The 22852-nt window shown below is 51.6% G+C and carries 23 protein-coding genes and 3 pseudogenes; 14 read left to right on the top strand and 12 right to left on the bottom strand.

What is annotated here, in order from left to right:
• Window positions 1-78: 78 nt before the first annotated feature.
• Window positions 79-420 (bottom strand): annotated as a pseudogene (locus AC6ROY_RS00350) (carbohydrate-binding protein); the annotation flags it as partial.
• A pseudogene (locus AC6ROY_RS00345) lies at window positions 406-780 on the bottom strand (carbohydrate-binding protein); the annotation flags it as partial. The pseudogenes AC6ROY_RS00350 and AC6ROY_RS00345, both read right to left, overlap by 15 nt.
• Before the next feature lie 253 nt (window positions 781-1033).
• On the opposite strand from AC6ROY_RS00345, the gene AC6ROY_RS00340 reads away from it, so the two are divergent.
• The 4 genes from AC6ROY_RS00340 (at window position 1034) to AC6ROY_RS00325 (ending at window position 4098) form a co-directional block, all read left to right on the top strand.
• Window positions 1034-1615 (top strand): TetR/AcrR family transcriptional regulator, encoded by a 582-nt coding sequence (locus AC6ROY_RS00340; protein WP_500097970.1) that lies wholly within the window; start codon window positions 1034-1036, stop codon window positions 1613-1615.
• A 65-nt stretch (window positions 1616-1680) separates the two neighbouring features.
• The gene (locus AC6ROY_RS00335) at window positions 1681-2391 is read left to right on the top strand and encodes an SDR family oxidoreductase (protein WP_500097969.1); all 711 of its coding nucleotides are present in this window, start codon (window positions 1681-1683) and stop codon (window positions 2389-2391) included.
• A gap of 337 nt (window positions 2392-2728) precedes the next feature.
• Entirely contained in the window at window positions 2729-3862 is a 1134-nt protein-coding gene (locus AC6ROY_RS00330) for a rhamnogalacturonan acetylesterase (protein ID WP_500098277.1), read from the top strand.
• Between the two features lie 20 nt (window positions 3863-3882).
• Window positions 3883-4098 carry an S-layer homology domain-containing protein gene (locus AC6ROY_RS00325; protein WP_500097968.1) on the top strand — a complete coding sequence of 72 codons (216 nt, stop codon included), beginning with the start codon at window positions 3883-3885 and terminating at the stop codon, window positions 4096-4098.
• Window positions 4099-4180: 82 nt separating this feature from the next.
• Here the strand turns inward: AC6ROY_RS00325 and AC6ROY_RS00320 are convergent, their stop codons facing one another.
• From AC6ROY_RS00320 to AC6ROY_RS00310, 3 genes are all read right to left on the bottom strand, one after another.
• Window positions 4181-5668, bottom strand: coding sequence for an Lsa family ABC-F type ribosomal protection protein (locus tag AC6ROY_RS00320; RefSeq protein WP_500097967.1), 1488 nt, complete (start codon window positions 5666-5668; stop codon window positions 4181-4183).
• Between the two features lie 369 nt (window positions 5669-6037).
• On the bottom strand, window positions 6038-6448 hold the full coding sequence (locus tag AC6ROY_RS00315; RefSeq protein ID WP_500097966.1) for a hypothetical protein: 411 nt from the start codon (window positions 6446-6448) through the stop codon (window positions 6038-6040).
• 139 nt (window positions 6449-6587) lie between these two features.
• Window positions 6588-6998, bottom strand: a complete 411-nt coding sequence (locus AC6ROY_RS00310; RefSeq protein WP_500097965.1) for a hypothetical protein — start codon at window positions 6996-6998, stop codon at window positions 6588-6590.
• Between the two features lie 413 nt (window positions 6999-7411).
• Here AC6ROY_RS00310 and AC6ROY_RS00305 point away from each other — a divergent pair.
• The 4 genes and pseudogenes from AC6ROY_RS00305 to AC6ROY_RS00290 form a co-directional block, all read left to right on the top strand.
• A pseudogene (locus tag AC6ROY_RS00305) lies at window positions 7412-7711 on the top strand (LLM class flavin-dependent oxidoreductase); the annotation flags it as partial.
• Window positions 7632-8720, top strand: a complete 1089-nt coding sequence (locus tag AC6ROY_RS00300; RefSeq protein ID WP_500097964.1) for an ABC transporter substrate-binding protein — start codon at window positions 7632-7634, stop codon at window positions 8718-8720. The pseudogene AC6ROY_RS00305 and the gene AC6ROY_RS00300, both read left to right, overlap by 80 nt.
• A 313-nt stretch (window positions 8721-9033) precedes the next feature.
• Window positions 9034-9390: a M20/M25/M40 family metallo-hydrolase gene (locus tag AC6ROY_RS00295; protein ID WP_500097963.1), complete on the top strand. Its 357-nt coding sequence runs from the start codon at window positions 9034-9036 to the stop codon at window positions 9388-9390.
• Window positions 9391-9421: 31 nt separating this feature from the next.
• Window positions 9422-9766 (top strand): hypothetical protein, encoded by a 345-nt coding sequence (locus AC6ROY_RS00290; protein WP_500097962.1) that lies wholly within the window; start codon window positions 9422-9424, stop codon window positions 9764-9766.
• An 18-nt stretch (window positions 9767-9784) separates the two neighbouring features.
• On the opposite strand, the gene AC6ROY_RS00285 is transcribed toward AC6ROY_RS00290, so the two are convergent.
• Window positions 9785-10684: an SDR family oxidoreductase gene (locus tag AC6ROY_RS00285; protein ID WP_500097961.1), complete on the bottom strand. Its 900-nt coding sequence runs from the start codon at window positions 10682-10684 to the stop codon at window positions 9785-9787.
• 147 nt (window positions 10685-10831) lie between these two features.
• Between AC6ROY_RS00285 and AC6ROY_RS00280 the strand changes: the two genes are divergently transcribed.
• The gene (locus AC6ROY_RS00280; RefSeq protein ID WP_500097960.1) at window positions 10832-11164 is read left to right on the top strand and encodes a winged helix-turn-helix transcriptional regulator; all 333 of its coding nucleotides are present in this window, start codon (window positions 10832-10834) and stop codon (window positions 11162-11164) included.
• Here AC6ROY_RS00280 and AC6ROY_RS00275 read toward each other — a convergent pair.
• From AC6ROY_RS00275 to AC6ROY_RS00265, 3 genes are all read right to left on the bottom strand, one after another.
• Window positions 11161-11889: a hypothetical protein gene (locus AC6ROY_RS00275; RefSeq protein ID WP_500097959.1), complete on the bottom strand. Its 729-nt coding sequence runs from the start codon at window positions 11887-11889 to the stop codon at window positions 11161-11163. The two genes, AC6ROY_RS00280 and AC6ROY_RS00275, sit on opposite strands and share 4 nt — an antisense overlap.
• A 152-nt stretch (window positions 11890-12041) precedes the next feature.
• Window positions 12042-13469, bottom strand: a complete 1428-nt coding sequence (locus AC6ROY_RS00270) for a HAMP domain-containing sensor histidine kinase (protein ID WP_500097958.1) — start codon at window positions 13467-13469, stop codon at window positions 12042-12044.
• Complete coding sequence (locus AC6ROY_RS00265; protein WP_500097957.1) at window positions 13450-14139, bottom strand: response regulator transcription factor; 690 nt, start codon at window positions 14137-14139, stop codon at window positions 13450-13452. The genes AC6ROY_RS00270 and AC6ROY_RS00265 overlap by 20 nt, the downstream gene beginning before the upstream one ends.
• 242 nt (window positions 14140-14381) lie before the next feature.
• Here AC6ROY_RS00265 and AC6ROY_RS00260 point away from each other — a divergent pair, with 242 nt between their 5' ends.
• Window positions 14382-14993 carry an SRPBCC family protein gene (locus AC6ROY_RS00260; RefSeq protein WP_500097956.1) on the top strand — a complete coding sequence of 204 codons (612 nt, stop codon included), beginning with the start codon at window positions 14382-14384 and terminating at the stop codon, window positions 14991-14993.
• Here AC6ROY_RS00260 and AC6ROY_RS00255 read toward each other — a convergent pair.
• From AC6ROY_RS00255 to AC6ROY_RS00245, 3 genes are all read right to left on the bottom strand, one after another.
• Window positions 14990-15772: an SDR family NAD(P)-dependent oxidoreductase gene (locus AC6ROY_RS00255; RefSeq protein WP_500098276.1), complete on the bottom strand. Its 783-nt coding sequence runs from the start codon at window positions 15770-15772 to the stop codon at window positions 14990-14992. The two genes, AC6ROY_RS00260 and AC6ROY_RS00255, sit on opposite strands and share 4 nt — an antisense overlap.
• A 220-nt stretch (window positions 15773-15992) precedes the next feature.
• Window positions 15993-16328, bottom strand: a complete 336-nt coding sequence (locus AC6ROY_RS00250) for an ArsR/SmtB family transcription factor (RefSeq protein WP_500097955.1) — start codon at window positions 16326-16328, stop codon at window positions 15993-15995.
• Window positions 16329-16553: 225 nt separating this feature from the next.
• Window positions 16554-16853: a DUF3817 domain-containing protein gene (locus AC6ROY_RS00245; RefSeq protein ID WP_500097954.1), complete on the bottom strand. Its 300-nt coding sequence runs from the start codon at window positions 16851-16853 to the stop codon at window positions 16554-16556.
• Between the two features lie 319 nt (window positions 16854-17172).
• Here AC6ROY_RS00245 and AC6ROY_RS00240 point away from each other — a divergent pair, with 319 nt between their 5' ends.
• The 4 genes from AC6ROY_RS00240 to AC6ROY_RS00225 all read left to right on the top strand — a co-directional run bounded on the left by AC6ROY_RS00240 (window position 17173) and on the right by AC6ROY_RS00225 (window position 22732).
• On the top strand, window positions 17173-18924 hold the full coding sequence (locus tag AC6ROY_RS00240; protein WP_500097953.1) for a PrpR N-terminal domain-containing protein: 1752 nt from the start codon (window positions 17173-17175) through the stop codon (window positions 18922-18924).
• Window positions 18925-19239: 315 nt separating this feature from the next.
• The gene (locus AC6ROY_RS00235; RefSeq protein WP_500097952.1) at window positions 19240-20805 is read left to right on the top strand and encodes a type 2 periplasmic-binding domain-containing protein; all 1566 of its coding nucleotides are present in this window, start codon (window positions 19240-19242) and stop codon (window positions 20803-20805) included.
• 88 nt (window positions 20806-20893) lie between these two features.
• The gene (locus AC6ROY_RS00230) at window positions 20894-21844 is read left to right on the top strand and encodes an ABC transporter permease (protein WP_500097951.1); all 951 of its coding nucleotides are present in this window, start codon (window positions 20894-20896) and stop codon (window positions 21842-21844) included.
• Between the two features lie 12 nt (window positions 21845-21856).
• On the top strand, window positions 21857-22732 hold the full coding sequence (locus tag AC6ROY_RS00225; RefSeq protein ID WP_500097950.1) for a carbohydrate ABC transporter permease: 876 nt from the start codon (window positions 21857-21859) through the stop codon (window positions 22730-22732).
• The last annotated feature ends 120 nt before the right edge of the window (window positions 22733-22852 follow it).

Genomic DNA, 22852 nt, shown 5'->3' with positions numbered 1-22852 from the left:
TTGTGTGATCGTCATCTGGTCAATGATGGGGGATGAAGTGCCGGTTGTAGTCAATTTTAAAGTGCTGGTTCCGTTGGCCATAGATACTTGAAAGGATTTCTCGGCCCATTTGTTCCAACCGCCGGTGGACTCGAAGGCGACATTGCTGAGCACTTTCGAACCGTTTACATGAACATCCATATTGCTCGTTCCTGAAGCCAGTGCATATCGGACTTTAATGTTTTTCGTTCCTGTGCTTCCAATGGGAATGGTATTCCACTGAACAGAAGCGTTGGATACTGGCTGGAATTGTACATATCCACTCCCTTTATAGCCTGCATGTGTAGTTCCCGTCGCAGCATTAATCAAGGCAGTGCCGCTCTCTGCCTCATAGGTCGTGCCATTTCCTGAGCTTGCCCCAAGTGTGAAGGTTTCGACCATATCAGCGGGCGGATTCCAGGGGGAGGCAAACACGGCTGCTCCAAGCTCGATCGCTCTTTTGGCCGTACTGAGCTCCCTTTGCCAGTTGTTTCTGTTTTCGTCAATCGGAATTCTCAGCATGGACAAGCCGAGTTGATTATTGCCATTGCCAAAGGCGGTTTCTCTTTGAACGGCTGTTAAATCTCCAATCCATACAGCATGATTCATGCCTCCGAAGCCGCGGATTACCTGTTTATTCGCCGATAAATTGATTGTTGCATTGCCTGCGGCAAACACCTCGGCAGGAGCCGGAATGACGGCAAGGGGCAGCGTGATGGCTACCGCTAGCAGAGGGGAAAGCGATTTCTTGAAAAAATGCATGTTTTTAGCTCCTTCTTGTTTAGATTTTCTTTTTTTAACAATTGACTTTCAGTTTTCTAGCTTTGCTCTTATAAATAAATCACCCCCAATATTTTCTATATCGTATAAATTGAGGAAATTATTTAGATGTAAATTCGGATAATTTATGCGTTGCGCCTGATGGGACGACAGAATCAGCAGATGAGAATTGACAGCTGCGGTAAAAAGGTATACACTCATTTTGTACCGAACGATATAGAAAGAGTGAGCGCATATGGCAAGACCACGCGAATTTGATGAGCAGCAAGCTCTGCTGAAGGCTATGCATGTGTTCTGGCAGAAGGGCTACGAAGCGACATCCATCAGTGACCTGACCACGGCGATGGGCATTCAACGGCCGAGCATGTACGGTACGTTCGGCAGCAAGGAAGAGCTGTTTAACGCCGCGCTTCGCAAATATGCCGATCTCAGCCTCACTTATATTGGGAGTAAGCTGCGCCAAGCGCCTTCCGCGCGAGAGGCTGTGCGTCTCTATTTGTTGGGAATCACGAATACCGAGGGTGGAAAGCAGCCTGAATGGGGCTGCTTATGTGTGAACACGCTCACCGAAATGGCGCCGAGGAATGCGAGCCTAGCCCAGTTCACATCAGAGTTTCAAGGGAATCTAGCGGGTCTTTTGCGCGAGACGATTGAAAGTGGCATGCTTTGTGGAGAGTTATCGGCTGAATTAAACGCGGCAAGCGTTGCTTCCGCATTAACGATCGCGGCTGTCGGCCTGTCGGTGATCATGAAAGCACAGCCTGATCGCGCAGCCGTTGAGAAAGCGATAGAACAGCTGGTTCATTTATTGGGGTGAACCAGTTATTTTTGACCATTATGTACTAATCAATACAAAATAAATGGTAATTGGAGGAAGAGACAATGAATAAGAAAGTGGCATTGATTACAGGAGCATACAAAGGAATAGGCTTGGAGATCGCCAGACAGCTAGGCCAGCAAGGGATCATCGTGCTTCTCGGAGCGCGTTCGATTTCCAAAGCTCAGGAAGCTGCGGCCGAACTGCGCAAGGAGCAAATTGAGGCGCGCGGCGTCGAACTGGACGTCACGGATGGCAATCATATTCGCTCCGTCGCGGATCTAATCAAGCTGGACTATGGCAGGCTGGACATTCTCGTGAACAACGCGGGCGTTTATTTGGATCATTTGGGCAATACGCCGGATGTTATGCGAAGCTCCTTTGAAGTGAATGTCTTCGGGCCACAGGCCTTGTCGGAGGCGCTGTTGCCTTTGTTGAAAGAGAGCCCGGCAGGCAGAATCGTAAACCAATCGAGCATTCTCGGTTCGCTCGGCACGCTTCTTTCAAACGACATGTACGGAAGTCGGTCTGCGCCAGCGTATACGACATCCAAGGCGGCTATGAATGCATGGACAGTGCAGCTTTCGATCAGCTTGAGGGCTACGAATGTGAAGGTGAATGCCTGCCACCCTGGTTGGGTGAAGACGGACATGGGCGGCGAAAGCGCTCCAATGGAAATAAGCGAAGGCGCAGAAACGGCGGTATGGCTCGCAACGCTTCCAGCCGACGGCCCAACGGGCGGGTTCTTTCATAAGCAAGAAGCGCTGCCTTGGTAGAACCAGCGCGGAAGAACGCATCGCTGGCAGCTATAAGGTCAGGAGTTTGATCTCTCTGGGCCCCTCCATACCCTCAAGCGCACGAGCGCATACTCTCATTAAAGAGTGTGCGCTTTTTGCATGTTTAAGTAGCGAAAGTTGAAGAAGCCGATCACGCAAGTATGGCGCTTTGTTCTGGCAGATTATTTTGTTGTAATTATATATAAATTATTTATAAATAATGGTAAAATGAAGTTATGCCCATATTGAATACACTCCATGCTGTCGCTGCTGCCAGGGCAATCATGTAAAAGGAGGACGTGTAGTGACGAAGAAACGATGTTCGAAAATTTTTTTGATGGGGCTTGTTTTTACGTTATTGCTCGGCGGAATCAGCTTGATTCAGGAGGAAAAGGTAAGCGCAGCAGACAACTACAAGTTTGATTTTGGCAACGGTGCGGTTGAGCCGGGCTACATAGGCGTTTCGGCAGCGAAGGCTTATTCAGCCGCGACTGGATACGGTTTTAATACACCGGCTAATATGCAAAATGTTACGGCGTCCGGAACGGGCGTGGGCAGTGATGCGGTACGGTTTTTGACCTTCGGTACGAACAGCACGAATACCTTTAATGTTGATTTATCCAACGGCTTGTACGAAGTAAAAGTGATGCTGGGTAATACGGCGAGAGCCAGCGTGGCCGCAGAAGGCGTTTATCAAATTATGAATATGACAGGCAATCAGGCAACAGATTCTTTTCAAATTCCCATTACCGACGGACAGCTCAATATATTGGTAACGGAGGGCAAGGCAGGTACTGCGTTTACGCTCAGCTCACTGGAAATTACGAAAATTTCGAACAATCCCGTGACGAAGCGCACGATCTATATCGGCGGCGATTCGACGGTTGCCAACTATTACCCGCTGGCGAGCAGTGTGCAGGGCGGCTGGGGCCAGATGCTGAAGCAATATGTAAACGCAAACACGTTCCAGGTACGCAATATGGCGACGGGGGGACAGTTTGCCAGAGGCTTCCGCGATGACGGGCAGCTGGCAGCCATATTGAAATACATTAAGCCGGGCGATTATTTCATTCTCCAGTTCGGCATTAACGATACCAATGCGAAAAATGAAACGACCGAAGCGCAGTTTAAGGAAATTATGCGCGATATGGTGAAGCAAGTAAAAGCGAAGGGGGCGACAGTTGTCTTATCGACGCCACAAGGCCGGGCAACTGATTTTAATGCAAGCAATATCCATTCCTCGACAGGAAGATGGTACAGAGCGGCGACAATGGCGCTGGCGGCCGAGGAGAACGTAACGCTCGTTGATCTGAATGTGCTCAGCTCCGCTTATTTCACTTCTATTGGTCCGGCAGCAACACTTAACCTGTATATGACGGGGGATTCGCTGCATCCGAACTACGCCGGTGCGCAAAAGCTGGCTCAGCTGGTGAAAAATAACCTTAGCAGCCAAGGCTTGAGCGGCTTTTAAGCTCGTGCGCGTTAAAGCTAGTGGAGCGATTTTCACAATTTCCTTGGCTTGTATTTAACGATATTGGAGTCGGGAACGCGGCATATATAGAAGGAATTCGCCTGATGGTCAAGCTGAACATCATGACAGGAACTTCCGAGAATAAGTTCGATCCGTTGGGGGAAACGACGCGCGCCCAGGCGGCGGCCGTGTTCATCAGAATGCTGCAAACGCTTGGTTCAATTCATTCCAATTAGAGGTATAGCGGGCTTGGCAAGGCGTGCCCCGCGAAAAGTCTGCATACGCAGCGCTTTTCGCGGGGCCGCTGTTGTTAACGGATTAATGCCCCTTCAATTCCACAAACTTAGTGGCGACATGCTGACAAAACGCACTGTCGTGCTCGACAAATAGAAGGGTCGGAGAATACTCCAGCAGCAGCGCTTCGATTTGCATCCGGGAAATGACATCTATAAAATTCAGCGGTTCGTCCCAAATATGCAAGTGAGCCTGCTCGCAAAGGCTTTTGGCGATCAGCACCTTCTTTTTTTGACCGCCGCTGAAGGAGGCCATATCCTTTTCGAATTGAATGCGCGCAAAGTCAAGCTTTCTTAAAATTGCTTTGAACAGGCTTTCGTCAAGCCCTTCATGTTTGGCATAATCGGACAGCCTGCCCTGCAAATGGGCAGTGTCCTGGGAAACGTAGGAAATTTTTAGCTGGCTTCCTTTTCGGAACGTGCCGGAGAATGAAAGGTCCTCGCCGCAAATCAGCTTGAGCAGACTTGATTTTCCGGAGCCATTCGGGCCTGAGATCGCAATCCGGTCCCCTTGCTCGATTGTAAAGCTAACGTCGCGGCAAACGGTTTGCTCGCCGTACTGAATGGAAACCCGATCCAGCTCGACTAACTGGGATTTATGGTAGGTCAGCTGCGAAAGCTTCAGAGCCTCCGAGCTTTCGATATTTTTAAGAAGCTGGGATTTTTCTTCGATCGCAGATTGCTGCCGATGCTCCATCGACTTGGACCGTTTCATCATTTTTGCGGCCTTGTGACCGATATACCCTTTGTCTACCTTAGAGCCGGAATTGCGGGTGCCGTTTTTCGTTTTCTCCACCTCGTGCGACCAGCTGCTCGTTCGTTTTGCCGCCTCATTCAGCCGTTTGATGTCTTTAAGCAGCTTTTCGTTCTCGGCCAGCTCATAGTGATCCTGACGTTGTTTATTTTGCCACCAATCGGAGAAGCTTCCTTTCTGCACGTCAATGCTGGTTTTGTTGATCGACAGAATGTGGTCCACACAGTTGTCAAGAAACGCCCGGTCGTGAGACACCAGAATAAAACCGCTCTTGGCGTTTAAATAATCGCTGACCTGCTTCCGGGCGTGCAGATCCAGATGGTTAGTCGGCTCGTCGATGAGCAGGAAACGGTTTTCTTTGAGAAACAAGGCGGCTAGTTGAACCTTGGTTTGCTCGCCGTTGGACAACGTATGGTATGGCCTGTATAAAACATCCTCCGACACCTTGAGCAACGAAAGCTCGCGCAGAAGCTCCCAATGCTGAAAATCCGGGTAAATCTCGCTTAGGATGTCCAAGGTATGGTGTTCCTTGTGTGTAATCTGGAAAGGGAAATAGTCAAAGCTGACGTCAGCGTTAATGGTTCCGCTATAGGCATAGCTGCCAAGCAGCAGGTTCAGGAATGTTGTTTTTCCCCGGCCGTTTCTTCCCGTGAAGCCCAGCTTCCAGTTGGTATTTAGCTGAAAGCTCACTTGATCGAAGATGTTATCGTAACTGCCCTCATAGGCAAACGTCAGGTTTGTCACTTTAATCACGGACATAAGAATCCTCTCCTTTTGGAAGATAAGAAAAGCTTCGAGTACAGCCCTCTTGAAGAGACACATTTGTGTGAACGCAAAAAAAAGAGCTGCAAGAAAGTTACCTTTCTCGCAGCTCATAGAAATATAACAAATTCAGCCTGATCCCAGGCCAAATAAGGGTATATTTGTTGAGTGAAAAGAATGGGTAACCTTCTTGCTTATAAAGAACAAAACGATAGGTTTTATTCTTCAACCTTCAAGCAAGAATTGTTACTACATTCTCTTCAGCTCCGTTCGTCAAATTTAGTGAAAGCTTAACATATCCTTTGCATTACTGCAACCTTAATAGCCCCGCTCGTCCCATCCGTTCAAGGGAATATACGATGCTTGCTAATTTACTTCAATATATGCCGATGCATCGCAGGCTGCGGAGCAGGTTATGGTAAGATTGAGGTCAGTTGTCGGGGTCATATTCCAATAGTTGCGAAAAAAGGAGGCGCGCCCATTAATGTCGGTTGACTGCATATAACCATTGTAGAAAACCGAAGAATTGGGCTGCAGCCATCCGTAAACGACCAGATCATTATTTTGGTCGGTCACTGCATAATAGATTTCATCGCTGCTGCCGCCAAAGTTATGCAAATTTAAAGTACTGATCATGCTGCCCTGCAGCAAGCCTGTGGAGTAAGTTTGACCATAACCCAATATGGACAAGCTTGCATCATTGCTGGCGGATACAGGTAAAGCTGCGGTGAACATGCAAATGATACCTATAAGCATCGTAAATAAACGTTTTTTCATGACAGCAGACATCCCTTCATTTTAAATTAAGAGCTTACAATACGACCGAAGCGAAGCAGGCCATCAGGCCGCTTCACCGTCGCGTTGCGAGGAATGGACAGCTTCGTCCAATTCGTCCAAGGAATTGGGTGCTCTACTCTTAATTCGTCACTTCAATATATCCGTTTGTATCGCAAAACGCCGAGCAGGTTAAGGTCAGATTAAGGTGAGTTGTTGGAGTTGTATTCCAATAGTTGCGAGAAAAGGTGGCTTGCCCACTGATAGTTACGGGAAAATTGCCATTGTAAATAATCGAAGAATTCCGCTGTACCCATCCGGAAGCGACCAAATCATCATTTTGGTCTGTCACTGAATAATAGACGGCATCGTTGCTGTTACCGAAGCTGGTCACATGTAAAAACCCGAGCGAACTGCCTTGCACCAAGCCTGTGGATTCAGTCTTACCATAACCCTCTATGGACAAGCTGGCATCATTGCTGGCGGATACAGGTAAAGCCGCGGTGAACATGCAAACGATAACAATAAGCATCGAGAATAAACGTTTTTTCATTGACATAGACATCCCTTCGTTTTTAAATTAAGAGCTTGCAAGAAGACAAAAAAGCTTACAACTAGGATCAGACACAGAACCTCAACGATCACCCCGCTTTCAAACACCTTCTGAAATCGCTTCCAAAAAATCCTCTTCACCATCAAGGACAATCTCTATGACTGGCTCGCTAGTTAACTGGAATTATATCAAACTGGAATTAAAGCTAACAATAGGGGATTACAACTAAAATATAACACTTCATACGTTCAAATGCCCTCTCATTCGATATTGAATATTTCGATAGAACTTATCTATTAGGTCAGCCATTGACGTTGCAGCGCAGGGGTGATATTTTTTATACAATCCAAATTCATACTTAATTTATAGGTTTTGTTTGAAATTGCAAAACGGAACGAGAGGGGAGCTTTTTGATGACAAGAAAGGGACAATTGAAGCTAGGAGCCTCTATACATGGAGTCGGGTCCAGTGTGTCGACCTGGAGGCATCCCGACTTGCCCTCTGATGCAAGCGTGAATATCGAGTTTTGTAAGCGTCAAGCCCAGCTTGCCGAACAGGCAAAATTTGATGTTGTATTTATTGCCGATGGCTTGCAAATTATGGAGCAATCCATTCCCCACTTTCTGAATCGCTTTGAGCCGCTTACGATTCTATCGGCGCTGGGCGCGGCGACAACATCCAGCTTTGGTACGAGGAGCATGCGGTGGACGGAGTTATTATTATGCCTACTGTGCCGGGCGGGCTGCCTGCTCAGGCCAGGGAAATCCGGGCAAGGAGTCTACGGCGGCTCCATCCGGCAGCTCCAATTCCCAGCCATCCGCCGGGAACGGCGCGAAAAGCGGCGATTTGACCTTTGCGCTGGCTACCTCGCCTGATTCGCTTGATCCGGCCCGCAGCGGGCTGGCGGTTGCGATTCGCGTCTGCCGGACGATCTTCGACAATCTTGTCGTCAGGACAAGCGACGGGACGATCAAGCCATGGCTGGCAACGGAGTGGACCGAAGCGCCCTGGAATGAACTGAAAGCGCGGCAAGCGATTCAACTGGGCGTGGATGTCGATACCATCTTAAAAACGTTGTACCTCGGAAACTACGAGCGCGCCTGGTCAGCCTTGTCTCCTACGCTCTTCGGGTATGACGCTTCGCTGGAAAATTCGGTGAAGCCTGATCCGCAGAAAGCCGGACCGCTGCTTGATGAGCTTGGCCGGGCGCCTGGAGCGGACGGCATCCGCGAGAAGGACGGCAAGAAGCTGACGCTGCACTATGTAGACGGCTCGCCAAATCGGGAGAAGCGCAACGACATCGCACTGATGGTGCAGCAGCTCAAAAAAATCGGCATACAAGTGAATATCCAATTGACCAATGATATCGCAACTGTCGTGCTGGCAAACGGTGAGCATGAGATTTATGGCAATAGTCAGGTCAATAGCGATCCGAATGCACTTGTCAGCTTTTACCGCACGCCTGCACAAGGCGCAAGGGCTACATTCTCTAATTTGTCGAACCCCGAGGTTGATAAATGGCTGGATGAGGCGGCTGTCGAATTCGACGATGGGCGGAGAGCCGAGCTGTATAAAAAAGTGCAGCAGTACATCCACAGCAATGCGGCGATCCTGCCCATTTACATTTTCCCGTACACGGTAGGATCAAGCAAGTCGGTGAAAGGGCGAAGCTTCGACTATTTAAGCTACCCGATCTTTAACGATGTCTATATCGAAGGCTAACGGCATGAACAGGCTCAACCCTGAAGACAGGACATGACACGGCTGCGGAAATTATATGTGCTGCCGGGTGATCCCGTCGATGCCATGATTGATGTAGGCTCGGCTACGCCCGAAGCCATGCCGCGACGAGCAGCCTGAGCTGCTGCGGCAGCCAAGTATCAGCATAAGAAATATCGGAATCAGGGAATGCGCCCGCCTGACCCAGGAGCTGATGACAGAGTGCGGGATTGAAAATCGGCTGTACGAACGGCAGGCCATCCGATCATTTATGGAGAACGGACCGAGCCTGACAATAAAAAGACCCTGCTCATCTATGGCCATTACGATGTGCAGCCCCCCCCCCCCCGAGCCGCTGAAGGAATGGGAGAGTGAGTCTTTCACCCCGGAAGTTCGCAACGGACGCATCTACGCGCGCGGCGCCGGGGACAACAAAGGGCAATTTGTCGCCAATCTGCTGACGATCAAGACGTATGTGGATGCGTATGGCCGACTGCCCGTGAATGTGAAATTTGTGATCGAAGGCGGGGACAAGTCGGGCAGCCTGGGGCTGGCCCAGTTTGTGGAGGAGCAGCGTGAGCTGCTGCGCGGCATACCGTATGATCTGGAGGCGCTGCGGCAAATCCGTCATTCCTGCCCGAGCGACTGTCCGTCTGGAGATTCGTCTTGTTGACGGACAAGATGCCGGGCAGGTTTACGCTGCGGTGGAAAAGCATATTCACAGCCATGATCCGGGAATCCGAATCGTGCGCAAGGGCGCTGTTCCGCCTTCGCGCACGCCGGCTGATCATCCGGCCGTGCTCAGCGTCATTGCGGCGCTGGAGCAGGCTACCGGCCGCAAGCCTGTTGTACTGCCGAGTCTGGGAGGGACGCTCCCCGATTATATATGGACCCAGACGTTGAAGCTTCCCTCCGTTATCGTGCCTTACGCCAACTATGATCAAAACCAGCATGCTCCTAATGAGAACCTGCGGGTGGACTACTTTTATGCAGGCATTCGCAAAACCTGCTATGTGATGGAGGCGTTGTCCCGCTCAGAAGGACATTAAATGAACAGGGCGAGCAGGTCAGTTAGCGGCAAGCTGTCCCTGCTCGATCGTCTTTGCCAGCCATTGCGCCAGTCGTGTCCGTTGAACGTCTGATTGGATCTGCGGGTTGATCTGATCAGGCTGGGGCAAGGAAGCGGTATTGGCGTGAATCCAGCGGTAAAGCCCGGTTAGTCCGGAAGCCGTCTGTTCGCCCAGCAAAGAGCCGATGGCTTCCTCGAAGCTGTTGAGCGGCAGCGGATAAAAGCTTACCGGTTCGCCTAAAGCTTCGCTGAAGCGCTCCGCTAGCTGCTGCCCGGTCAAAGCTTCGGGGCCCGGCGCCTGCAGCGTGCTGCCGGCAAGCTGTGGATGCGTTAATGCATAGAAATGGAACTTGGCGGCATCCTCGGCGCTAATCCAGGCGATGGGCTTGTCAGAAGGCACAGGATAAGCGAGCGTGCCCTTGTTCAGCAGACCCGGTATAAGGAAGTTTTCCATGTACAAGATCGGCTGCACAATAATAAAGGGTACCCCGCTTTGCTTGACGTAATCGACCAATTCCCGTTTCAGCTCGATTGCCAGCGCTTCGGTTGCCTGCTCCGGTACATACACACTCGTGTTTACGACGAGCAGTTTAATGTTGGCCCGCTGCGCTGCGTGTACGGCATGCTGAATATAGCTTCTCACCTGGGTCACATCAAAGTTAACCGGGATATTCAGAAATACGTGATCGATGCCCTCATGTGCGCGATCCAGCAAGTCCCCATCTTCCAAATCCCCGACGATGGCTTCTATGCCTTGCTCTTGTAACTGAGAAGCCGTCTGTTCATGGCGTGTAACCGAACGTACATGCCACCCCTCTGCCAGCAGTAAACGCGCCAGCGCACCTCCCTGTACGCCGGATGCTCCATAAACCAGATATCGGTTAGCGTGCTTCATCATTTGACCTCTCCTTATTATCGTAGTTCACCAGAAATTGCTGAAAGCGTGAAGGAAGTGATAGTCTTATCTTAATGAACGATCACAAATGAGGGAAGTACGCACATTATAGATATCGGGTATCCTGCGGGATACTGTAGAGGAGCGCATATGGATCAACAATACGGAAATCCCGAACAAACCTGCCCTGTCGAAGCAGCGGTTAATCTCGTAGGAGGGAAATGGAAAATTCTGATTTTGTATCAGCTGACTACGCGCGAGGTGATTCGATTTAATGAGCTGCAAAAAACACTGGCGCACATCACCCACCGCACCTTGACCCGTCAATTGCGCGAGCTTGAGGATGACGGCTTGGTGAAGCGTACGATTTATGCGGAAGTGCCGCCCAAGGTCGAATATGCATTGACGCCTACCGGGCAAAGTCTCATTCCTGTTTTGCTGCAATTAAGGGATTGGGGCAGCCTTTATTTGCGTAATCGCTAAGGTTGAAGCTTTATCGCAGACAGGCTGCCGTTGGTTTGGAGATCCGAATTGTAGGCGATCGTTGCCGTGGCGGTCAAGGTACCGCCGGGTCCGGTGATCGTGAGCACAGGAGCGGAGGAGTAACCGGAGCCTGGCTCGGTGATCGTGATGCCTGTCACAACCCCGTTCTGAACCGTCGTAGACAAGACCGCCGGGGTTCTTTTCCACACTTCGCCTTTGACTTCGCTGTACCGGTAGTAGTTGGACACCTCATCCAGCCGCTCATTGCTAATACCGTACGGCGCCAATACGCTCAGTAAGACCGCTTTGTTGGCTCTGGCTTCTTCCTGGGTAGGTCCGGCGCTTCCGGCGCCTGCGGGCTTGACTCCGCTGAACGCATCACGAAATACTTCGGTCGGTACGCCAAGCGCAGCGGCAATCAGCACGACCGGCCTGCCTTTATCCTGCGGGTCCGTTTCATAGCCCCCGGAGATGACGATGGTATAGCCGTTGGCGTCCGTAGAACGGGTGACGGCTTCGGCTGCTCTGCCTTCAGTCGGCTTGGGCGGAGCAGGCTTTGGAGTTGCCGGCTTGGCCGGAGGGGTCTGACCGGCAGCCGACGCAACACCGGAGGAGGGGGCGGATAAGGCGGAGCAGGCGACAACGAGCGGCACGGCGGCAATGCTGAGGGCGAGCAAGGAAACGAGCGAAATCGTAAGCTTGAGTTTGCTGGATGTTGATGTCATACGGATAACTCCTCTCGAATAACGGTTATGTTAGTGCAGCTTGTATAGCTGGTCTACTAGTAGAATAACCGAGGAGTGTGTCAGGCAAATGTCAAAGCCAACCTTTGTGTAAAAAAAGCTGCGCATGCCCCATTCGGATGAATACGCAGCGGTCAGGCCCCATTCTGCTGTCCTGGCAGCAGCAGCTGGAACGTCGTGCCCTGCGGCGTGCTGCTGAGCAAGTTAAGCTGCCCATTCATGGCAACAGCCAGCATTCGGCTGTACGTAAGGCCGAGACCCAGGCCGCTGACGGCCAGCTTTTTGCTTTCGCCGCGATAGTAACGCTCGAATATATGGGCTTGCTCCGCTTCCGGTATGCCGGGCCCGTCGTCTTGCACCCGGATCTCGCAAACGCCCTCTGCATGCGCCGATAAGGTAATGTGAATCATGCCGCGGCTTTGGAGCGCTTGACGGCTGTTGTTCATCAGGTTGATCATAATTTGCTGAATGCGGCTGGCATCCCCGTTGGACAGGCAAGTATCGTTCGGAAGATCAACAACGAGCCGCAGGCTTTCTGCCGGATCAAGCAGGCTCCATTGGTACGTGATTTCACCCAGCAGCTTGCCGAGCTCTAGCGGCTCTTGGACAACGCGAAGACTGCCGGAGGCAAACGCGTTAAAGTCCAGCAGGTCGGTGACCATCTCCTGCAGCCTGCGTGTCTGCGTCAAAGCCATGTCCAGAAATTCATCGGCTTCTTCATCGGCAACGACTTGATCGCGAACAGCATGAATCAAGCCGTGAATCGAAGCGATGGGTGTCTTCAAATCATGAGTAACACCCGCGAGCAATTCGGTTCGCAGCTCCTCCAAGGTACCGAGGCGAGCTGCCATCGTTTGGAATGAGACGAGCAGCTCGTGAATTTCCTGCTCCTTGACCTGGGCCGGTACAGTTGCCTTATAGTCGCCGCCTTCCATTCGGTTGAGCGCTTCGGCCAACTGATTCAGCGGTTTCTTGACGTGTCGCAGCAGCAAATAAATGATTGTCCAGCCGAGCAAGCCTGCGGCGAGCAGCAGCGAGGCGATCAAGTAATAGTTCTGATTAACGCGGGCCAGCTCCTGGTAGGAGTAGGCGATGACGACTGAGCCGATGCTCGGGCTGTCCGACGAAGCTGAGCCTTTTACCGGTACGGTTACGAAATAGCTGTCGCCGGAGCGAAAGCCACGGAGCTGATCACTTGGCTCAGGCAGGTCCGTGTTATTTTCCCCTGGGCCGGGAGGGGCTGTCTTCGTAAAGACCGTGATCCCGCCGTGGTCGAGCACCGTCAGGGCGAACTGTCCGGGAAGCTGATAGCGCCGCTGCGTAAGGTCAATCCACTCGTAGAAGCCGTTGGGAATGGCGAGACGGCCGTCTTTGTCTGTGATATGCAGGGCGGCTTCTTGAGCGAACGCTTGCAGCGCCTGCTTTCGTTCGTGAATCGTGTCCTGCCGAATCCAGACCGTAGCGGCCAGACCAATGGTCAGCAGCCCGATAAACAGCGTCAGCACGTAACGAAACGTCCAACGGCGCAGCAGCGTCTGCCGGCTAACCTCTTGTGTTGGCATACAGCTGGTACCCCGTTCCCCGCAGCGTTCGAATTTCTCCTTCTTCCGGCGGCCAATGCAACAGCAGCCTGCGAAGCCGCTTGATCGCCAGATCGACAGCCCGGTCGCTGCCTTCATAATCCATTCCCCATACGTTTTCGATCAGCTGTTCCCTGGTGAACAGCTGATTCGGATGCTCTGCGAGAAACAGCAGCAGCGACAGGTCGCGCGGTGTAGCAGTCAAGCTGGCTCCGTTAAGAAAAATGCTGCGCGATTTAAAGTCAACGCGGAAGCTTCCGAAGGTGACCTGACCCGGGCCGAGCAGCGAGCGAGGCGGACGTCTGAGCACGGCATGAATGCGGGCGACGACTTCGTCCGGCTCAAACGGCTTCGAGATGTAATCATCGGCCCCTTCATTCAGGCCCATGATCCGGTCGCTCACGTCTATTCTGGCGGTCAGCATAATGACGGGACAGGCGCTTCGTTGGCGCACCCGGCTCAGAATGTCCCAGCCGTCCATGCCCGGAAGCATCACGTCCAGCAGCACAAGTACAGGCTGCAGCCGTTCGAACGCGTCTAGGGCCTGCAAGCCGTCGCTGCAAATGTGGCTGTCAAAGCCAGCTTTGCGAATGTATGCGGCAAGTACGCGGGATATCGCGTCCTCGTCTTCGACGATCAAAATAGTTCCCATCGTAACAGTCCTCCCTGGCTAGGTTAACAAAGGTAATAAGTGAACCGGCTGACTTGGATCATAGCTCATCATTCTTCATCATTCGACAGGCTGTGAGGCATAACCTGCCGTGTGGGAAACGATTCGCCGGTTGGTCAACGCCGGGCGGCTGTGTTCATCTTTTCGATGGACGTTGTGAGTAAAATACGGCAGCAGTATACTAATTGTAAGATCGAAAAGAGCAAAGCGGAGGAGGGCTATGCATGCCAGGTCTCATCTTCAAGCAAGCTGTACGACAGGCTACCGGGCGTTCGTGGGAAGAATGGGTCGCTGCCTTGGAGCCAGCGGTGGACGGCGGATGGTCGCATGGCCAAATCAAGGATCACCTTTGCCGCGAGTACAACACCTCGGAGGAGTGGGGAGAATGGATTGCGGTTATGTATGCTCAGCTTATGGGGCGTGTGCCGGTTGGCGTCACCAAGGATGCCGGTGTTCAAATCGGAGTCAGGAAAACGCTGGCTGCGACAAAGGAACAGCTCTGGGACTTTCTCACATCCAGGGACGGACTGTTATTGTGGATCGGGGACGTGGCTCCCGTACAATGGCAAGCGGGCTATGAGTTCAAGTCAACGGAGGGCTTGTCCGGGAAATTGACAGTGGTTAAGCCTTATGAAAAATTACGCATGACCTGGCAACGCTCCAACTGGGAAAGCCCGTCACGACTACAGCTGTACTTATTGCCCGCTGCTTCCGGTAAAACGACCGTTGCGATTCATCAGGAAATGCTGGAAGATGTCTACCTGCGAGACATTATGAAACGGTTCTGGATGCAGACGCTGGAGCAAATCAAGCAGCGGACAGAGGGTCAGGGCTAGCGCTGCATACGTGTATCCGAGCCGTCTGACAAGGGAAACGAAATTGGCGGGCGAGCTTCCCGGTCCTGGCTGAGAAATTCCAGCGTGTCCATCGCTTTTTTCAAAGTCGGTTCATTCATTTTCAGCACCTCCCATTTTGATTTGTCGGCACCCTTTTGTCTCGGGAAGAAACGGGGAGCTTGGGCGAGCAGCCAGTTTTGGAAGCCGGGAATCACAAATGTTTTTCCCTTCATCAAGGCGTTGAAGCCGTGCTCCGCCACTTTTCTGGCGTCCATCAGCGCATCGGCGGCGGCAATCTTCTGCTGCTCCATATTCGCTTGGCGGAAAAACCCCGTCGCTGTCGCTCCCGGACAAAGGGCGGTGACGCTGACGCCGGTGCCTTGAAGCTCATTGGCGACTGCTTCCGTTAAGGACAGCACAAACGCTTTGGAGGCGGAATAGTTGGCGCTTAACGGACATGCGTAAAAGGAAGTGGTCGAGCCGACGTTCAGAATACGGCCGCTCTTTCTTCGCACCATTTCCGGGAGAAACAGCATCATCAGATGAGAGAGCGACTGCACATTTAATTGGAGCATCTCCAGCTCCGACTGCCGATTCTGCTCATGCAGCAAGCCGAACGAGCCCATTCCTGCATTGTTGATCAGGATGTCGGGCTGGAGCCGTTTGTTATGCCGGGCATCATACAAGTGCTGAGGCCCGTTTGCCTGGGCCAAATCAACGGGAACCACAGCGACCTCTGCTTGATACCGTTCCGTTAAATGACGGGCGATTGCTTGCAGCTTCTCTTCATTTCACGACGCGAGAATCACCCGGTAATGCCGCTTGCTTGCGAATATTTCCGCAAATTGCTTGCCGATTCCGCTGGATGCGCCTGTAATTAAAACGGTTTCCTGCATACCTGTAGCCTCCTTGAAATTGTCCCTTATAAAAAGAACCATATAATTAAATGTTTAATTATACGGTTATATAAGCCAAAAGAAGAAGGCTGGGGGCAGCCTTTTATTTTTTGAGCTCAATAATTTGTTCGGTTGTTTCTATAAAATCTTTCAGCTGCAACGTGGCGGACTCGATATTCAGCTCATAAAAAATTTCTGTGCCTGCTTTATTGGATGAGATCAACCCGGCCTGCCGCAAAATTTTAAGATGATGGGAGATGGCCGATCTGGACATGGGAGAGCGTTCCGTAATTTGGGCGACGTTTAGCGAGTCATGCTTGGTGAGCATCATAATAATATCCTGGCGGATCGGATCGGCTAATGCCAGAAATATGGAGCTGCACGCCCGTAGCTGCCGGTGAACCTGACTTTCCAGCTGTGCCGTATTTGAATGTTCCATGGCAGTAATCGTCTCCATTTCAACCGTATAACTAAACATTTAATCATTTAGATGGAATTTAGCGTACCGACAGGAAGAAGTCGAGCGTTACTAACCCAAACGCAGCCAGAGCCGCATAGTGATACACGGCTTTGGCTGCAAGCGGTGGAGCGAGATGCTGTGCCGGCGAGGATCGGGGAGAGAAGCATCGCCCCGCCAGTCATCGCTTGCTTCATCCGTCACCGCTTAGCTGGCCTCTACTTTCTTTTTCAGCTTCCAATCGAGCAGGAAGTTGCCGAGCGGGATAAAGGCTGCAAGGAGTGCGGCAGCGGACCACAGGATGTTCCATCTTATACGGATAGCGGCATAGACGATAGCAAGTACATATAAGCTGAAAATAGCGCCGTGAATACTGCCTACAATGGTGACGGCTTTATCAATCTCCCATACATATTTCAGGGGCATGGCGATTGTGAGCAGGATTAATAAGGACAAGCCGTCTAACAAGCCTGTAACGCGTAAAATTTGAATCGGATGTGTCTGCATGGCGGAGGCTCCTTTTTTTAATTAAACGGGTGACTGGACCGCCGCAGGTTAGGTAACGGGAACAAATCACACGTTCATGCATGAGAGGCCGGCGATTGTGATGTAAATCACACGAATAGGTCTACTGTAGCATTATATAATAGGTGGGAGCGGCCGTGCAAACGAACAAAAGCCTCGTGCGGCGCGGGTTTTGTCTTGCCAGCCCAGCGTGTCGCCGGTGCTTGGAATGAGGGAGTCTCTTGGTCCTTTCATAAACTTGTTGCAAATTGAAATACAGGAAAGCTAAGATAGACGTAGAAACGAAGGAAGGTGAACGATTATGAAGGTGCTCGTCGTGGCTCCTTATCATGGATTAAGTGAGCTTATCAAACAAATGAAGCCGAGTCATGCGGGATTTGAGTACCGGATTGTCGTAGCGGACATGAAAGAAAGCGTGCAGCTGATCGAGAAGCTGAAACCGGGCGATTGCGACGCAATTATTAGCCGCGGCGGAACGGCTCAGCTGCTGGAGCGGCATACGAGGCTGCCGGTCATTGAAATTCAGGTATCGGGCTTTGATGTGCTGCGGATGCTGACCTTGATGAAGGAATATGAAGCAAAGGTTATGCTGATCGGATTTGCTAATATTATTCAAAGCTTCGTGTCGGTGTCCAATTTGCTCGATTATCATTTTCCTTATGTGGAAGTAAGCAATGAGCATGAGGTCAAGGATGCGCTCGCCGCTGCCAAAATAGCAGGGGTGCAGGTGATCGTCGGCGATACGGTGACTGTCCGGCTGGCTAATGAGCTTGGCATGCAGGGGGTGCTGATCACCTCCGGACGGGAGTCCGTGCAGGAGGCGTTTTCCAACGCCAGCCTGATTTGCCGTTCGCTGATGGATTACAAGCTGAAAACAAGCCGTTACGAGCGGCTGCTGCTTGAAAGCGAACGTGAATTTGCGATTTTAAATCATAAGCTGCAGCTGCAATTTGCCACGGGCACGCTGCGCAAGCATCATGAAAGCCCGCGCTTCCAGCTTGGCCGTTTTTTCGGGCATATGCTGGCGGAGCTGCCTGACGAGCTGCGTCAGAACGGCCCGCTTGTCGTGGTTGAGCCTGTGCAGCAGCTTAGGCTGGAGCTGCAGGCGGATGCCGACGACAGCTATTTGCTCATCCGGCTGCCGTGGGAGACCGAGGAGAGCGGGCTGTCCGTCATTTATCCGGATTACGAGCTTGAGTCGTTTCCGTCTTACATTCATTCGGATGAAGAGATGGATCAGGCGTTGAAGGCTGCGAAGCTGCGGCTGGACGGCGGCTTGCCGGTGACGTTGTACGGCGGCAGAGGCACGGGCAAGCGGATCTTTGTCGGCGGGCTGGCCGCCTTGTTCGGCAAGGAGGCGCAGCAGCTGGAGCTGGACGTGTACAGCTCCGATGAAAAGGTGTTCCGCAGACTCGAATTTATGCTCTCAACGGCCAGGGCAGGCACGCTTGTTCACATTCGCGGCATTCAGCAGTTTACGAACGCTCAGCAAAGGAAGCTGCTGGAACGGATGAAAGCGGTCGACCTGCGTATTATTTTTTCGTTCCATCAGTCGCCGCTGGAGCTGAGGCAGCAGGGCCGTCTCGATGCAAGGCTGCAGGAATGGATCGGAGAGGAGGCCTTGTATTTGCCGATGCTCCGGGAGCGGCTGGACAATCTGGAAGGCTTGGCCCGCTCGTTTGTCGCGGTATGCAACGGCAAATACGGCAAGCAAATTGTCGGCATCCGTCCGGATGTGTGGCAGCTGCTGCGCGACCTGTCATGGGAAGGAAATTTATTTGAGCTGCGCGACTTAATCGGGGCATGCGTGCTGCACGCGCAGGGCGAATTTATTGAGAAAGCCGATGTCGAGCGGGCGCTGAAGGAGCGGAAGCGTCCTGACAAGCTGGACTCCAAGGCGGCTCCTGCCATTAATTTGAACCAAACGATGGCCGAAATCGAGCGGGATGTCATCCGGATCGTGCTGGAGCAGGAGGATATGAATCAGTCCAGGGCAGCCAAACGGCTGGCGATTAACCGGACAACGCTATGGCGGAAAGTCAAGGATGAGTGAAGATTTGAAAGCCGGGCTACTGCAGGCGCACATCCACCTTACGGTGGTGTGCGTCTTTTTGTTACGGAAATGAAGAGAGCTAAATTTATAATTTATGTTGCAGAAATAAACAAAATATATGTTTGTAGAAGATTTATAAAAATAGTTGTTGCAAATATGTGAATTATAACTATAATTAAATTAAAGAAAGCGCATACAACGAACGATGAAGTTTTTTCAGATTTTTTTGATTAAAAAAGCAACAAAAATGAGTCGATCCCAGATGTGAGCAAGCCGATGGGATGAGCTAATACCAAATTGAAAGGGGTTTCTTTTATGGCTGACTTTACGAAAAAAGCTTGGACAGCCGGATTTCTCTCACTCGTACTGCTACTGTCGGCATGCAGCGGCCAGGAGGGCGCAAAGGGGGAGCAGGCGGCTGATGGCGGCGACAACGGAGCCGTTTCCTTCTCCTATCTGATGTCGGGCAAATATATCAACTGGCTGAAGGATCTGAAGTGGTATCCGGAATTGCTGCAGCGCACAAATGCCAGCATTGAGCTGGTGAACGGCGGCGAGGATGACGACCAATATTACAAGGGGCTTGAGGTCAAAATCATGTCCAACGATTTGCCGGATACGGCGATTGTAACGCTGCCGCAGGCGGAGGTATATGGAACCCAGGGGCTGTTCCTGAATCTGAAGGACCTGATTAAAAGCAACGCCCCGAATATCCAGAAGTATATCGACGAGCATCCGGATTTCAAAACGTTAATTACGGCTTCCGACGGCAATCTGTACGGACTGCCGCAGGAGTATCCGGTCATTACGCCAGTGCCGTTTTATCGGTCGGACCTGTTCCAGAAGGCCGGGATTACGAGCAACCCGCAAACGGTAGCCGAATTTACGGATGCGCTGAAAAAGCTGAAGGCTGCGAATCCGGGCGCTGATTTTTATCCGTTTACCGGGCGCGACGGCTTCATCAAGTTCACGGAGTCGTTCCAGGCGAAGGACTACATCGACAAGAGCGGCAAAGTTCACGGCGTCTACAATAACGGGCTCGGCTATGATGTCAAATCGCCCGGCTTCAAGCAGCTGATCGAATGGTACGGCAGCCTGTTCGCCCAAAAATTGATTGATCCGGAGTGGGTGTACGGCACGCAAACCGAGGAATCGTGGCAAACGAAGCTGCTGACAGGCAAAGGCGCGATTTCCTATGACTTCTTCACGCGGCCCTCGTGGTTTATGAATAACGGCGGACCGAAAAACGATCCGGGCTTCAAGATGGCGGTCATGGACCCTTTGAAAGATCAGCAGGGCAGTGCAGCCAAGGTGTCCGCTTACCAGCCGAAGTACCGTCAGGACCGCGTGTTTGTAATCAACAAGAAGGCGGAGAAAAGAGCGGTGCAAATCATTAAATTCATGGATTACCTGTACTCTACTGAAGGCCGCACGCTGATGAATTACGGAGTCGAGGGCCAATCCTTCAAGACGGTCAACGGTCAGAAGGAATATGCGGTCAAGTTCGAGGAAGAAGGCAACAAGCCGCTGGGCACGCCGGTCTGGAATTTCCTGCAGGACCGCCTGACATTCCCGGCTCCGGCTGACAGCAAGGTGTATTACCAATGGATGGACGATCTGACGAAGTCGTTTGCAACGAGCTTCTTCACGAAGTATGCCGAAGTGATGCCGGCGTTGAAATATTCCACGGACCAGCTGAAGACGCGATCCGGGCTGCTTGCCAATGTCCAGCCTGCGCTGGATGCGAATCTGGTGAAATTTATTATCGGGAAGCGTCCGATGTCGGAATGGGAGGCGTTCCTGAAAGAAATTGACGCCCAAGGCTACAGCAAGATCGTTGACATTGATCAGGCTGCTTACGACGCGATGTACAAGAAATAAGGAGGTGAATCCGTCACTCCGTGAAGCACGGGACGCGGGGTGGCGGATTTTCTCTGACTTTGATTAACATAAAGGATGTGTAGCGGCGATGAATAATGTCCTGAAAGGGAAACTGCGAAGATTGGACAGCAGTGTGTGGAGCAAAATGTGGAGATCGCGGCTGCTGTATTTGATTTTGCTTCCCGGCATTTTGCATTTGCTGGTGTTCAAGCTTGCGCCGCTTTTTGGACTGGTCATTTCGTTTCAGGACTACAGCGTGTTCAAAGGCATTACGGGCAGCAAATGGGTCGGTCTGGCGCATTTCGAGAAGTTTTTGAGCGATCCGTATTTCTGGAAGCTGTTGAAAAACACGATGCTGCTTGCATTTTTCAACCTGTTGGTTGTGTTTCCGATTCCCATTGTGTTCGCGCTGCTGCTGAACGAGGTGCGGCTGAATGCGGTCAAGCGATTTGTGCAATCCGTTACGTTTTTCCCTTATTTTATTTCGTCGGCGGTTGCCGTCAGCATGCTGTACACGTTTCTGTCGCCGCAAAGCGGCGTCGTCAATCATTTGCTGCAAGGAATGGGCTTTGAACCGATCTTTTTCATGTCCGAGGCCGGCTGGTTCAGACCGCTGTATATTATGCTGAATGTCTGGCAGCTGTTCGGGTACAGCTCCATCATTTATTTGGCCGCGATGACGAATATTGATCCGCATCTGTACGAGGCGGCTGATCTGGACGGGGCCAGCAGAACGAGCAAAATGCGGCATATTACTTTGCCATCCATTGCGAATACAATCGTGATCATGTTCATTTTGAGCATCGGCTCCATTATGACCGTTGATCTCGACAAAATATTAATGATGTACAATCCGAGCATTTATGATACGGCCGATGTCATTCAAAGCTATGTGTACCGCCAGGCGTTTGCAACGAAGGGCTTCGCCAACTACAGCTACGGCGCGGCTGTCGGCCTGATGCAGTCCATAGTGGCCTTTGTCCTCGTGCTGGTGGCCAACAGGTTTTCCAAAAAATATTCGGATTCACAGCTATTTTAGGGAGGGGCAGCCATGAAACCAATGCTGCAACGGTTTGATATTATCAATATGGTTGGGCTGCTGCTGATCTCTGCGATTTGCATCTATCCGGTCTGGAATATTTTGGCGGTATCCTTGAGCAACGGGACTGATATTGTCACTTCCCGGGTTTACCTGCTGCCCAAGGGCTTCAATCTGGAGGCCTACAAATATGTCATTGAAAATCCGCGTCTCGGCGTGGCGAGCGGGCTGAAAAATTCCTTGCTCTACACGGTGCTCGGCACCCTGGTCGCCGTCATGCTGACCTTTATGACCGCGTATCCGCTCAGCAAGGCGAAGCTGGTCGGCCGCCGCGCCATCATGGTTGTGTTTATGTTTACGTTTATTTTCGAGGCGGGCATTATTCCGAATTTTATCGTGTACAACGCGGTCGGTTTGGTCAATTCATTCTGGGTGATGATTATTCCCGGCGCAATCAATACGTTTCTGCTGATTATCATGCGATCGTTCGTCGAGGCGATTCCCGATGAGCTGGAGGAGTCGGCTTATATCGACGGAGCCAATGATCTGCACATTATGTGGAAAATTTATTTCCCCCTGTGCCGTCCGGCAATTGCGACCGTCAGTATTTTTTATGCGGTGTCCATCTGGAACCAGTTTCTGCTGCCGGCGATTTATTTGCAGGACCAGAAACTCAAGCCGATTACGCTGGTGCTGTACAACCTGATCATCAGCGGAGCGAAGGACGGCACTTCACTGGAAACGATTAATGTCAACGGCATTCAGCTGCTGTCGCAAAATTTGCAGGCCGCCGCCGTCTTTCTGGCGATTGCGCCGATTCTCGTCATTTATCCGTTCGCCCAGAGCTATTTTACGAAGGGCATGCTGATCGGATCGGTCAAAGGCTGACGGCTGACTTCGATCCTCACGCGGCTGCACGAGAGCGAGTCCGGCAGCTGTGTGCCATAAGCAACGCAGAGAAATCCCTTGTCCGCAAGGGATTTTTTGAACGTTACATCTTGTTGCAGC

This window comes from Paenibacillus sp. sg306046 (assembly GCF_059821225.1).
This window is presented reverse-complemented; position numbering and strand designations above follow the sequence as displayed.